This is a genomic window from Sphingomonas sp., from assembly GCF_036388435.1.
Lineage (GTDB): Bacteria > Pseudomonadota > Alphaproteobacteria > Sphingomonadales > Sphingomonadaceae > Sphingomonas.
In genome coordinates this window covers 1-13210 of record NZ_DASVRV010000040.1, presented here as the reverse complement: position 1 = coordinate 13210, position 13210 = coordinate 1, and the positions used below count along the sequence as shown (strand labels likewise).

Sequence of the window (13210 nt, the reverse complement as noted above, 5' to 3'; positions counted from 1 at the left end):
CGATGCGCCGCGTCCCCCTGACCCCGCGCGCCGATTGGCGGGCCAAGGCGGACGCGATCGGCTTCGTCTATCACGACACCGGCGGCCGCCCCTATTGGGACGAGAGCGCCGCCTATGTCTTCACCCTGGCCCAGATCGACGACCAGCTCGAACCCGCCGCCGCCGAGCTCCACGCCATGTGCCTGGCGCTCGTCGACGAGGTCGTCCGCGACGCGGCGCTGCTCACCCGCCTCGCCATCCCGGCCGCGCATCACGCGCTCGTCGCGGAAAGCTGGCGCACCAACCAGCCCAGCCTCTATGGCCGCTTCGACCTCGCCTATGACGGCGCCGGCCCACCCAAGCTCTACGAATATAACGCCGACACCCCGACCTCGGTGTTCGAGGCCGCGACCTTCCAATGGCTGTGGCTCGAGGAACTGATCGCCGGCGGCGCGCTCCCCTCCGGCGCCGACCAGTTTAACAGCCTGTTCGACAAGCTCCGCGCCCGCTTCGCCCAGCTCTTTCCCCAAGGCGGCTTCGTCCACTTCGCCGCCGAGGCGAGCGCGATCGAGGACCGCCAGACGGTGCGCTTCTTCGAGGATCTGGCGACCCAGGCGGGGATCGACCCCAAATTCGTCGACCTCCACGACATCGGCCTCAACGCCGAGGGCCGCTTCGTCGACGCCGAGAATTTCGAGCTCCAGGCCGCGTTCAAGCTCCATCCCTGGGAGCATATGTTCCGCGAACCCTATGCCGCCCACCTCGCCGGCGCGCGGGTCCGCTGGATCGAGCCCGCCTGGAAGGCGATCCTGTCGAACAAGGGCCTGCTCCCCCTGCTCTGGCAGCGCCACCGCGACCACCCCAACCTCCTGCCCGCCTTTTTCGACGACGACCCCGAAGCCGCGACGCTGGGCGACAGCTATGTCCGCAAACCCCTCTTCTCCCGCGAAGGCGCCAACGTCGCGGTCGTGGAAGCGGGCGTCGCCGCGCCCGTCCTCGACGGCGGCTACGGCGCCGAAGGCCAGGTCCGCCAGGCCCTCCACCCCGCCCCCCGGTTCGACGGCCGCCACGCGGTGATCGGCGCCTGGATCGTCGGCGACGAACCCGCGGGCATCGGCGTGAGGGAAGACGAGGAATTGGTGACGCGGGATCTGGCGAGGTTCGTACCGCATTACATAAGCGAATAAGGCGCGCGCCCCGCGCGCCGGTGCCGCAGGCACATGAGCGAACGGCCGGCGTCGCCCAGCGACGACCGACGACACGGGATTTACGGCCATAGCGAGGCGCGCGCGCCGCGCGCCGGTGGCGCAGCCACGCGCAGGCCCGGCCGGCGTCGCGCAGCGACGTTCGACGACACGGGATTTACTCCCGTGTCCGGCCACCCAACCCCTCACGCCGCCGCGCGCAGCTCCAGCACCGCGTCGCGGACCCGGTCGCCGCCCTCGTCTCCCGACCAGCCCGCCAGCGCGTCCTCCAGCCGTCTCGCCATTTCCCCCAGCTCGGCTTCCCCGAACATCGCGGCGGTGCCCGACAGCTTGTGCAGCATGTCCGCCGCCGCCTCCACGACGGCGTGGTCGGGCCGGTCGGTGGCGACCAGCCGGTCGAGCGCCCGCATCGTCTCCGTCTTGCGCGCGTCATACCGGTCGCGCAGCCTGGGGCTGATGAGGCCGCGGGGCGCCGGCTCCGCCGGCTTCGCGGCCACGAAACGGGTCAGGATCGCGGTGAGGTCGGCGACCCGGACGGGCTTGGCCAAGTGCGCCTGCATCCCGGCGGCCAGGCAGGCGCGGATATCCTCCTCATAGGCGTTGGCCGTCAGCGCGACGATCGGCAGCGTATCCGCCCCGTGCCCGGCCAGCCGCAACCGGCGCGTCGCTTCCAGCCCGTCCATTTCGGGCATCTGCATGTCCATCAGCACCAGGTCATAGGGCCGCCCGGCGCGCGCGGCTGCCTCGACCATCGCGACCGCCTGCACGCCGTCGGCCGCGATCGCGGGCGCCATGCCGGCGCGTTCGGCCATGGCGGTGATCAGCACCTGGTTGATGTCGTGATCCTCGGCGATCAGGACGCGCGGTGCGCGGCCCGGAAGCTCGGCCGCGGCGGTCCGCCCGCCCGTCGACGGCGTCGCGGGCGCGCATTCCTCGGCCGGGCGGAGCGGCAGGATCAGGCTGAACGTCGATCCGGCGCCGACGACGCTGCGCACCGAGATCGAACCGCCCATCAGTCGCGCCAGATCGCCGCTGATCGTGAGGCCCAGGCCGCTGCCGCCATATCGGCCCGCGGTGGACTCGTCCGCCTGCGCGAATTGTTCGAAGATCGCGTTCAACCGCTCGGGCGCGATGCCGATGCCGGTGTCGACGATGTCCAGCCGCAGCCGCCCGCCCGGCTCCCCGTCCGCCTCCTCGACCGAGCCATGGACCGTGACCCGGCCCTGTTCGGTGAATTTCAGCGCGTTGCCGATCAGGTTCAGCAGGATCTGCCGCAGCCGCAGCGGATCGCCGCACAGCCTGTTCGGAACGCCCTCGTGGATCACCGTGGCAAGCTCGACGGCCTTGGCCTGGGCGGCGGGCGCCATCAGGTCGGCGCAGCGGCGGACGATGTGGCGGAGATCGACCGGCTGCTCCGCGAGCTGCATCCTGCCCGATTCGATCCGCGACACGTCGAGGATGTCGTTCAGCAGCCGCATCATCGACCGCCCCGATTCGGCGATCAGCTCCAGCTGGCGACGCTGCTCCGCGTTCAGCTCCCCGGACAGGAGCAGTTCGGTGAAGCCCAGCACGCCGTTCATCGGCGTGCGGATCTCGTGGCTCATATTGGCGAGAAAGGCGGATTTGGCGCGCGCGGCGCTTTCGGCGGCGTCGCGCGCGTCCACCAGCTCGGTTTCCAGGATCTTGCGTCGACCGATGTCGCGGATGGCCGAGATCACGCCGCCTTCCGGGCTCCCCGGCGCGCGCCATGGTTTCATGTGCGACTCCAGCCAGCGCCAGCCGTCCCGCTTGTGCCGGAAGCGATATTCGACGGTGACCGCGCGCTCGGCGCCCGTGATGATGGCGATGTGCGCGGCATGGACCACCGCGTGATCGTCGGGATGGATGAATTCGGCGCAGGCGCGTCCGGTCAGTTCCTCTGGCGTGAAACCGGAAAGCTCGTGGCAGGACGGCGAGACATAGGTGACGTCGCCGGCATCGTCCGTGCGGAGCACCACGTCCGTCGCATTGTCCGCGAGCAACCGATATCGGCGCTCGCTCGTCCTGACCGCCTCGGTGGCCCGCCACGCGGCCGCCCGCGCCCGCAGCATCGCCGTGATCGCCCCGCCGATGATGAGCAGCAGCACCAGGGTCAGCCCCAGGCCGATCCGCGTGAGCCACGCCGTCCGCGCCATCGTCTCGGCATTCCTGATTTCGCGCGCCGCGAGCAGCTTGCGCTCCTCCGCCTTGATCCGGTCGAGGATCACACTCGCATCCTCGACCGCTTCGCGCTCGCGTCCGGTGCGGACCGCCGCCATCGCGCCGGCCCAGTCCGCCGCCCGGACGCGGTTCACCACGTCCAGGGACACCGCCGCAAAGGCTTTCACCCGGCGGTCGAGCTCGGCCAGGCGTTCCCGTTGAACCGGGTTGTCGCGCATGAGGTCGCGCACGTGCCGCGAGCCCCGGGCATAGTCGCTCAAGCCCTGGCGAAAGGTCGCCAGCGACTTGGGATGCCGGGTCAGCACATAACCGCGCTCGCCGCGCAGGGCCTTGTTCAGCGCCGTGTCCATCTGTTCGGCGCTGATCAGCACGTCCAGCGTGTGGGCCCGCCACCACTGCGCCTGTGCCTGCTGCGCCTGCGTCACCGCCGAGCTACGGATCGTCCCCAGCACCAGGGCGATGAGCGCGACGAAGCCTGCGCCGAAGATGAACCAGGCGCGCGAGCGGGACAGGAATGAATTGGGAGCCACGGCCCATGGTTACCGCGCAATGGTGAAGACTCTCTGTCCGACACCGCATATCGACGCGGTCTATCGGCGCGAACGGACCGGTGTCATAGGCAGGGATCACCGGGAGAAAGGCCTTGGCGCGCATCATCTATGTTGAAGACGACGACCTGATGGGCAGCGTCGTGAAAGACATCCTGACCGCGGCCGGCCACGCGGTGGACGTCGTTTCCCACGGAACGCTCGGGCTTCAGACGATCGCGTCCGACCGGCCGGACCTGGTGATCCTCGACATCGCGCTGCCGGGCATGAGCGGGATCGACGTGGCCAGGAACCTGCGGCAACTCCCGGCGACCCGCCTGGTGCCGATCCTGATGCTCACCGCCTCGCGCAGCGAGTCGGTGTCCCGCGAAGCGCTGGACGCCGGCGCCGACGACGTCATGATCAAGCTGGTATCCTATACCGGGCTCGTCTCGAAGGTGGAACGGATGCTCGGCGCGGCCGACTAGATCGGCCGGCCTTCAGCGCGGCTTGGACGCGCCGCCCTTGTGGCGCTTCGCGAGCAGCTCGTCGACGCGGAACAGCAATTCCTCCGGGTCGAACGGCTTTTTCACGTAATCGCCCGCGCCCTCGTACATCGCCAGCTCGACGTCGCGCTCGCTCTGCCGCCCCGTCAGCATCAGCACCGGTATCTCGCACAGCGCGGCCGAGTTGCGCATCTCGCGCAGCACCAGCAACCCGCTCAGGTCGGGCATGTTGCAGTCCAGGATCACCAGGTCCGGGCGCCTGGCCTTGATGACGCTCAGCGCGTCCTTGCCGTTGGTCAGCAGGCCGACGCCGTGCCCGCCCGCCAGCAGCGCGTCGCGCGCGATCTCCCCGACGATCTCGTCGTCATCGGCTATGATGATCCGGGCCATGTCGACCTCCCTTTCCCGTGTCGCGAACGCCTGGCCATGCGTTCTCCGCGATGCGCGTTCGCCGGGCCCCATGCCCGGCTTGTCCATCTCGGGATAGTGCCGACCTTCACCCTCGCCGCGTCATCGCCCAGCGCAGCACGCCCCCGACGCCCAGCGCGCCCATCCGCACGCCGATCGCTCCCGGAAACGGCACGGACAGCCCGTGCATCCGCCGCGCCCAGCCCGGCAGCAGGTCCACCCCCGCGCGCAGCATCACCGCGTTGGCGGGCGCGGTCGCCAGGCTGGGGGAGGGTTGGGCGAGCATCAGCCGCGACACCGCGCGCGTCCGCGCATCGGCCCTGAGCGCGGGCCGCACCCGCGCGAAATAGGCGGCCAGCGCCCCGCGCGACTCCGGCACGTCCGCCGCCCCCAGCATCCGCGCCAGCTGCGCCTGTTCGCGCAGGTACCGGTCCTGCTCCGCGCCGGGAAACCACGGGTCGCGGTAGCGCAGATGCGCGCGCAGGAACGCGTCCACCTCGGCCGCGTGCACCCAGGTCAAGAGCGCGGGGTCGTCCGCGGCATAGGGCGTCCCGTCGGGCAGGTGCCCGCGCACCCGGCCATGCACCCGCCTGACCCGCGCGACCGCCGCCGCGACCTGGTCGGTCGACCCGTATGTCGCCACCCCCACGAACCGCGCGGTGCGCTTCAGCCGCCCCGCCATGTCCCGCCGGAACCCCGAATGGTCCCACACCCCCGCCAGCGCGGCGGGGTGGAGCATCTGCATCAGCAACGCCGACACGCCCCCGATAACCATGCTGGAAAAGTCGCCATGAACGACCCAGCTCGCCGATCCCGGCCCGAACAGCCCGTGATCGCCGTCCGGCCGCGCCGCCGCGACCTCGCCGGATCCCAGCAGCGCGTCGACGCGCCGCGCGATCCCGCGCCGGACAGCGATCATCGCGCGGAGACCGCGCCGCGATCAGGCCCGGCGGCGGCTATTTGTGCCCGCCATGGCCGGCATTCTGATGGTTGTCCTTGCTGGGCGTGTTGTCCGAATTGTCCTGCTTCTTGTTGCCGCCGATATCGTCCTTGCCGTTCTTGGCGAAATCGCCCTTCTTCTTGTGGTCGGTCACGTTGCGTCTCCCTTGGTCGGATCGGCTCAACGCCCTTGGGGCCCTCCCGGGTCCCCGCGCGCCGCCGCCCAGGCCGCCACCTCCGCGTCGAAGCGCGCCGTCACCCCCAGATCCCCCGCGCGCCCGGTCGCCAGGTCGACCGCGACCACGCCCGCCCATTCGTTGGTCGCGTTGCCCGACAAGGTCACCATCCCGTCCGCCTCGGCCCGCGCGCGCACCGGCCCGCCCCGGTTCCACACGGTGATCGCCGTCCCGAACGCCACCCGCCCCGTCAGCCCCGCCGCGACGACCGCGCTCGCCACCGCGCTCCCGCACGCATCGGTCAGCCCCGCCCCGCGCTCGTGCGTCCGCACGAACAGCCCGTCCGCGCGCCGCGCGACGAACGACACATTGGCCCGGTTCGGCAGCCAGGCCGGCGCCGCCTCGCAGATCAACCCCACCCGCACCAGCTCGGCCTCGTCCACCCCGTCCACGAACGCGATCAGATGCGGGTTGGGCATCGTCACCGCCGTGAAGCGCAGATGGGGCGACAGCGGCGCGACCACCGCGTCGATCACCCGTTCCGTCCCCAGCCGCATCGGCCAGTCGCGCACGTCCAGCCCCGCCGGCCCCGCCCGCTCCTCGACGGTGTACACCCCCGGCGCCAGCGCCCGGTCGACCGCCACCTCGGCCAGGCTGGTGCGCAGCCGCACCCGCGCCCGCGTCAGCCCCAACGCCTCCAGCCCCGCCCGCGCGACGCAGCGCAATCCGTTGAGGCACGTCTCCGCCTCCGACCCGTCGGGGTTGAACATCCGCATCCCGAACGCCGCCTCCGCGTCCCCGTCGGTCAGCAGCAGCAACCCGTCGCCCCCGACCGGCCCCGCCCGGTCGCTCAGCGCGCGCGCCACGACCGCCCAGTCGCGGTCGCCCACCCCCGATCCGCGCGCATCGACCAGCGGAAAGTCGTTCCCCGCCCCGTGGCATTTGGTGAAGGCGATCCTCATGCTCCGACCATAAGCACCCGGCCCCCGGCCCGCAAACGCCCGAAACGACGCTCCCCGCCGCCCCAGGCGCATTGCCGCGCCCCGGCGGCGCCTGTAGGCGAGCCCCCGATGCACCCGGCCTCCGCCTATAGCCACCGACTGGGCTGGCGGGAGCGGCTGCCCTCGCTCCTGCTCGCGCTCGCCGCCGCCCTGCTGATCGTGCTGGCGCTGCTGCGGCTGGGGCTGCTGCCCAGCCAGCCCGCCGAACCGCCGTCCGACCTCAACAGCTTCAACGTCGCGCCCGACGACCGCGCCGCCGGCACCCCCGACACGCCCGCCGCCGCCGCGGCCCGGCGTCGCGCGACCGGCGCCGCGCCGCCCACCCCGCGCCCGCCCGTCCCGCCGCCCCCCGTCCCCAAGCCGGTCGTCCCGCCGCCGCCCTTCGCCCCCGGAGTCCTCGTCCTCGACCCCGGCCAGTTCGCGGCCGCCGATATCGGCAGGCTCCCCTCCAGCGGCAGGGGCGATGCCACCGGCGACGGCGCCACCGGCGGCGACGGCGCGTCGGTCTACGGTCCGGGCGAGGGTCCCGGCGGCGAGCGCCTGTTCAACGCCGAATGGTTTCGCGAACCCAGCGATGCCGAACTCGCCGGCTACCTCCCCCCGAACGGCGCCCCGCCCGGCAGCTGGGCGACGATCGCCTGCCGCACCGCCGAACGCTACGAGGTCGAGAATTGCCGCTCGCTGGGCGAATCCCCCGCCGGATCGGGGCTCGCCCGCGCGATGCGTCAGGCCGCCTGGCAGTTCCGCGTCCGCCCGCCCCGCATCGGCGGCCGCCCCGTCATCGGCGCCTGGGTCCGCATCCGCATCAGCTTTGACAAGCGCGGCTGACGGCCGCCGGGGCGTTGACCGCGTCCCCCGCCTTTCCTAGCCAAGGGCGGGGACTTTTCTCGGGGGATCTACACGGACATGGCCGATATCAGCGGGGCCGCGCGCCTCACCAATGGTGCGCCGAACGAAGTGGTGCTGAGCGCGGACGGCAGGACGGTCTATGTCGCCGGCGCCGACGGGACGATATCGGCCTTCGCGACCGCCACGGGCGCCCTGACCGCGACGTGGAAGGTCGGCACAAGGCTGGGCGGCATGGACCTGACCGCCGATGGCCGCTACCTCGTCGTGACGGAGCGCGAGCCGGTCGGCTCCTCGCTCGATCAGAACGGCACGCGGTCCTACACCGTCACCGTGCACCGCGTGGACACGACGACCGGCGCGGTGGTGAATTATGATTTCAGGCCGACCGGCCTCGATTTCACCTTCTACGACGCCGCCGTGCTCGCCGACGGCAAGGTGTTGCTGAGCCAGAGCTTCTCCGGGTCGGGCTGGGTCAACCTCAAGCTACTGGACCTCGCGACCGGCGCCTATACGACGACCGCGCTCAGCGTCCGGCAGGACAGCGTGCTCTCGCTCGACACGGGCCGCACCCGCGTGCTGGTCGGCGAGGCCAACATCTCCAACGCCCAGCTCGACATCGTCGAACTCAGGGGGGACGGCACCCTGGCGACGATCGGGACCAACGGCTCTTCCGGCTTCAACGACGGCATCCAGGCGTTCAGCGGCAACGCGAACTTCGTCGCCGATTTCGTCTACGGCACGGGTCTGCTGCTGTTCGACGGCCAGCTCAAATTCGTCGAGAACCTGACCAACCGCTTTCCGCAGTGGCGAACCGACGAGGTGGGCGGGCTCGCCTTCGATGCGAAGGGGGAATTCCTTTACGTACTCGATCAGTCGGCGGAGGAAGTGGTCAAGCTGTCCACCGCGACGTGGCAGCGGGTCGGCGGCTATGCGCTCGATCCCGGCTACGCGTCCGATCGCGGGGGACGGTTCGGCAACGACCTGCTCGTGACGGCCGACGGCTATCTCGTCGTGTCCGGCGGCGCCGGTGTGCAACTGGTCGCGCCCGATGCGTTCCGCGCGACGGGCGTCCAGCTTGTCGGCACCGCGGGCGACGACCTGCTGGTCGGCTCGGGCGATGGCGACCAGCTCGTCGGCGGCGCGGGGGCCGACATCCTGCGCGGCGAAGGCGGCGACGACGTCCTCGCCTCCGCCGACGGCTTCATCGGATCGCGCCTCGGCGACGATCTCGGGCGCGAGGTCGACCAGCTCTTCGGCGGCGACGGCGCCGACCTGCTGGCGATCGGCTATGGCGACGGCGCCGATGGCGGGGGTGGCAACGACATGCTGCGCCTGTCGCTGGCGGGCGCGACGGGGGGCGTCGTCCTCGACACCGCGACCTTTTCGGGGGGACGCACGACCATTCTGGCCGGCGGCACCATCCGGAACGTCGAATCGCTCCAATATCTTCGCGGCAGCGCCTTTGGCGATACCGTCACCCTCGCCGTTCAGGCCGCGTCGGTCACGGTCGACGGCGCGGGCGGGGACGATGTCGTCACCGCGACCGGTGGCCCATTGGTCTTCAACGGCGGCGCGGGCGACGACCGGCTGATCGCCGGTTCGGGAACGGAGTCGTTCGACGGCGGCGACGGCATCGACACCGTCAATTACCGCGCGGCGACGACCGGCGTGTTCGTCCGGCTGGGCGCGACCGCCGGGGCCGCGGGCACCGGTCCGGGCGGCGACCGGCTCCTGTCGGTCGAAGCCGTGATCGGCTCGCGGTTCAACGACAGCATCGACGGCGGCGTCGGCGCGGAACGGCTGATCGGGGCCGGCGGAAACGATATCCTGCGCGGCAATGGCGGCAACGACCTGCTCGAAGGCGAGGATGGCAATGACGACCTGATGGGCGGCGCCGGGGACGACGCGCTCTACGGCGGCGAGGGCGAGGATAATCTGCGCGGCGACGACGGCCGGGATCTGCTGGACGGCGGCGCGGGCAATGACCGGCTTTCGCGCGGGGGCGTGGGCAGCGCCGTCATGCGCGGCGGCGATGGCGACGATCAATATCTCGGCGTGTCGGGCGGCGATCAGGTCATCGAGGCCATCGGCGGCGGCCGCGACTCGGTGGGGGCGAGCGGCGATTTCACCCTGGCGGCCGGGCAGGAAGTCGAGCGGCTCTTTCTGGTGAACGGGCCGGGCAACCTTTCGGGCAACGAGTTCGCGAACGACATCTTCGGCAACGAGTTCGCGAACCGGCTGGCGGGCGGTGCGGGCGACGACAGGCTTTACGGCAACAACGGCGACGACGTGCTGGCGGGCGATGCCGGCGACGACCTGATCGATGGCGGTGTCGGGTTCGATACGGCGACCTTCGGCGCGACGCTCGCGGGGAGCCTGGTCGGGTTCGGCGCCGACGGCGCCGTGATCGTCGACGGCCCGGACGGGCGCGATACCCTGCTGGGGGTCGAACGGCTCCAGTTCGTCGACGGAACGCTCGCGCCCGCCGCGGCCGCGGGGGTGGGAAGGGTCTATGCGGCCTGGGGCGGCCGCGACGCTTCGGGGAGCGAACTCGCCTATTGGACCGGCGAGATCGCGGGCGGACGGACGACGCTGGCGGGCGTCAAGGCGGCGATCCTGGCCGATCCGCTCGGCCAGGCGAACACCGCCGCCGTGGTGAGCGGGCTCTACGCCGAATATCTGGGCCGCGCGCCCGGCGCGGACGAACTGTCCTATTGGGACGGCCAGGTGCGTGGCGGGACCGATTTCGCCCAGGTCAGGGGCGTCATCGTCGCCGATCCGTCGGGCCAGGCCTTTGCCGCGGCGCGGATCGTCGCGCTCTACGACGACTATCTGGGACGCGCGCCCGGCGCGGGCGAGGTGACGTTCTGGACCAACGAGGTTCGGATCGGGACCGACTTCGCGGGGGTGCGCGCCGCGCTGGTCGACGATCCCTCGGGCCGGGCCCATGCCGCGGGAGCGATCGACACGGTGTACCGCGACTATGGCGGGCGGGCGGCGTCGGCCGAGGAGGTCGCCTTCTGGACCGGGCAGTTCCGCGCCGGGTCGACCGTCGCCGATGTGCGCGACGCGGTGCTCGACGACGGGCTCGGGCGCGGCTTCACCGCGGCGGCGCTTTCCGGGCTCTACCTCGAATTGTTCGGGCGCGACGCGGCGGCGGGCGAGCAGGCGGTCTGGCACGACTTCTTCCATGACGGCTTCACCCTCGATGCCGCGCGTTCGGCGCTCAGCTTCGACGGGGGCAGTGCCGGCCGCGTCCGGCTGGGCGTCGGGACGGCCGATGCGGACGTCTTCGCCTTTGCGGCGGGCGACCGGCATCTGGCGATCGGCGGGTTCGACCCGTTTCTCGACCGCATCGACCTGCGCGGGCTCGGCCTGGCGTCGGGCACCGACCCGCTCGACGCCGCCCATGCGCGCGAGATCGCCACGCTCGACGGCGGCACCGACGTGCTCATCACGCTCGACGGCACCCATGACATCCTGATCCGCGGGGTCGCGCTGGGCCAACTCGGGGCCGCCGACTTCCTGCTATAGGCACGTCCCCGGCGTCGCACGGCGCCGGTCGGGCCCGGCCCGGCGCGGGCGCCCGGATTGGCTTCCGCCTGGTCTCGACGGACCCGGCCGGGTGTATTGGCGCAGGCAACAGGGCGATCGATCGGCGGCGACCGGGATGCGGGGTCGACCGTTTCCGGTCGTGATCGACATCAAGGCGGGGGGCGCCTAGCCTGTTCGCCGTTGGTGAACGGGAGGGGGCTCGGAATGCGCTGGATCGCCTTGCTTGTCGTCGTCGCGCCGGTCGCCACCCCCGCCATTGCCGCCGACCCCATCCGCTACACCGTGACCGTCGAGGATGGAGGCTCCGCACCGTCACTCCTCGTCGAGATCGCCTTTGCCGGCGACCGGGACGGTTCGACGACGATCGAACTTCCCTCGAAATGGGCGGGCAGCGAGGCGCTGCATACGCATCTGACCGAACTGGCCGTGACCGGCGGGAAATTGCTCGGCGCCGCCGACCCCGCGCGGCGCGTGGTGCGGCATCGGTCCGGCGCTCCCCTTCTGCTCCGCTACCGCGTCCGCGATGCCCAGGCCGGTCTTCCCGAAGCGCGCAGCTATGAAAAGGCTCGGCCGGTCGTCGAGCGCGACTGGTTCTACGCCCATGGCGAAGGGATATTCGCGATCCCGCAGGGTCGGGAGCGATCACCCGCGCGCTTCCGCTGGGGCCGCCGGCCCAGGGGCTGGCGGGTGGCGAGCGACCTCGACGTCGCGGACCCCGCCATCCTCACGGCCAATGACGCCGCCGGCGCGATCCTGATCGGCGGCACCGCGCTGCGCGTCACCGACCGGCAGGTCGGCGGCCGGCGGGTATTGCTCGCCGCGCTCGGCCGCTGGGCGTTCACCGACGCCGAACTCGCCGATCGCCTCGCCAGGCTGATCGCGACGGAGAATGCGATGCTCTCCGCCCCGGCCCGGCCCTATGTCGTCACGCTCGCTCCGCTCACCGGCGCCGAAACGGGGGCGCTCAGCTATGGCGGATCGGGGCGCACCGCCGGGTTCGCGCTCGCCTCCACCGCCAATGTGCCGCTCGGCGACCTCACCCGGCTCCTGGCGCATGAATATGCGCATCGCTGGTTCGGGGAAGGCGAGGGCTGGGGCCCGTTCGCCGACGGCGCGGCCGATTATTGGTTCACCGAAGGGTTCAACGACTGGTTCGCGAGCCGCGCCATGGTCCGCTCGGGCCTGTGGACGGTCGCCGACTGGCGCGCGGCGACCGATATGATGCTGCTCCGCCATGCCGCCTCGACCGCGCGCGGGCTGGACGATGCGCAGCTGTCCGCGCAATTCTGGACCAATCCCGATGCGATGCAGGTGCAATATGATCGCGGGAACCTCACCGCGACGTTGCTCGACGATGCGCTGTCGCGGCGCGGCCGCGCGCTGCTCGCGACCCTTGCGGGCATGGGCGCCCGGTCCGGCGAGGGCGGGGTGGCACGTCTGGACCGCCTCGTCGGCGCCGGTCTGCTCGCGCGGGCGCGGGCGGACGCAGCCGCCGCCCTGCTTCCGCCCGCCACCTTCGGGGCCTGCGGGACGCTGCGGACCGCCGTCCAGCCCGCTTATGATCGCGGGTTCACGACGACCGCCGACAATGTCGTGGCGACGGTCCGCGCGGGCGGTCCGGCCTGGGCCGCGGGCGTGCGCCCCGGCCTGCGCTTCAAGCGCCGCACCGTCGTGAACCCGGGCGACGCGGCCAGACCCTATGCGGCGGAATTCCTCGACGGGAATGTCCTGCGCCGCCTTTCCTGGCTGCCGGAAGGCGAGAAGCGGGTGACCTTTCAGACGCTGGCCGGGAGCGCGGTCGACGAGTCGGCCTGTGCGGCGCTGATTGGATGAACCGCGCGGGATGAGGGCCGCCCCCCCCCCGCC

Annotated in this window: 10 protein-coding genes; 5 read left to right on the top strand and 5 right to left on the bottom strand. The window is 71.8% G+C overall.

Annotation, left to right across the window (positions count from 1 at the left end):
* Positions 1–2: 2 nt before the first annotated feature.
* Positions 3–1166, top strand: coding sequence for a glutathionylspermidine synthase family protein (locus VF592_RS08210; protein WP_331005131.1), 1164 nt, complete (start codon positions 3–5; stop codon positions 1164–1166).
* A 203-nt stretch (positions 1167–1369) separates the two neighbouring features.
* Here VF592_RS08210 and VF592_RS08205 read toward each other — a convergent pair whose 3' ends face one another.
* The gene (locus VF592_RS08205; protein ID WP_331005130.1) at positions 1370–3913 is read right to left on the bottom strand and encodes an ATP-binding protein; all 2544 of its coding nucleotides are present in this window, start codon (positions 3911–3913) and stop codon (positions 1370–1372) included.
* Positions 3914–4026: 113 nt separating this feature from the next.
* Here VF592_RS08205 and VF592_RS08200 point away from each other — a divergent pair, with 113 nt between their 5' ends.
* Positions 4027–4398: a response regulator gene (locus VF592_RS08200; protein ID WP_331005129.1), complete on the top strand. Its 372-nt coding sequence runs from the start codon at positions 4027–4029 to the stop codon at positions 4396–4398.
* A 12-nt stretch (positions 4399–4410) separates the two neighbouring features.
* Here VF592_RS08200 and VF592_RS08195 read toward each other — a convergent pair whose 3' ends face one another.
* The 4 genes from VF592_RS08195 to dapF all read right to left on the bottom strand — a co-directional run bounded on the left by VF592_RS08195 (position 4411) and on the right by dapF (position 6901).
* A complete protein-coding gene (locus VF592_RS08195; RefSeq protein ID WP_331005128.1) occupies positions 4411–4806 on the bottom strand; it encodes a response regulator transcription factor in 396 nt (131 codons plus the stop codon).
* Positions 4807–4912: 106 nt separating this feature from the next.
* Complete coding sequence (locus VF592_RS08190) at positions 4913–5743, bottom strand: oxygenase MpaB family protein (protein ID WP_331005127.1); 831 nt, start codon at positions 5741–5743, stop codon at positions 4913–4915.
* A gap of 37 nt (positions 5744–5780) precedes the next feature.
* On the bottom strand, positions 5781–5918 hold the full coding sequence (locus VF592_RS08185; RefSeq protein WP_331005126.1) for a hypothetical protein: 138 nt from the start codon (positions 5916–5918) through the stop codon (positions 5781–5783).
* Between the two features lie 26 nt (positions 5919–5944).
* Positions 5945–6901: a diaminopimelate epimerase gene (gene dapF, locus VF592_RS08180; RefSeq protein WP_331005125.1), complete on the bottom strand. Its 957-nt coding sequence runs from the start codon at positions 6899–6901 to the stop codon at positions 5945–5947.
* A 108-nt stretch (positions 6902–7009) separates the two neighbouring features.
* Between dapF and VF592_RS08175 the strand changes: the two genes are divergently transcribed.
* From VF592_RS08175 to VF592_RS08165, 3 genes are all read left to right on the top strand, one after another.
* A complete protein-coding gene (locus VF592_RS08175) occupies positions 7010–7768 on the top strand; it encodes a hypothetical protein (RefSeq protein ID WP_331005124.1) in 759 nt (252 codons plus the stop codon).
* Between the two features lie 78 nt (positions 7769–7846).
* Positions 7847–11323, top strand: coding sequence for a calcium-binding protein (locus tag VF592_RS08170; protein ID WP_331005123.1), 3477 nt, complete (start codon positions 7847–7849; stop codon positions 11321–11323).
* Positions 11324–11548: 225 nt separating this feature from the next.
* Positions 11549–13177, top strand: a complete 1629-nt coding sequence (locus tag VF592_RS08165) for a hypothetical protein (RefSeq protein WP_331005122.1) — start codon at positions 11549–11551, stop codon at positions 13175–13177.
* The last annotated feature ends 33 nt before the right edge of the window (positions 13178–13210 follow it).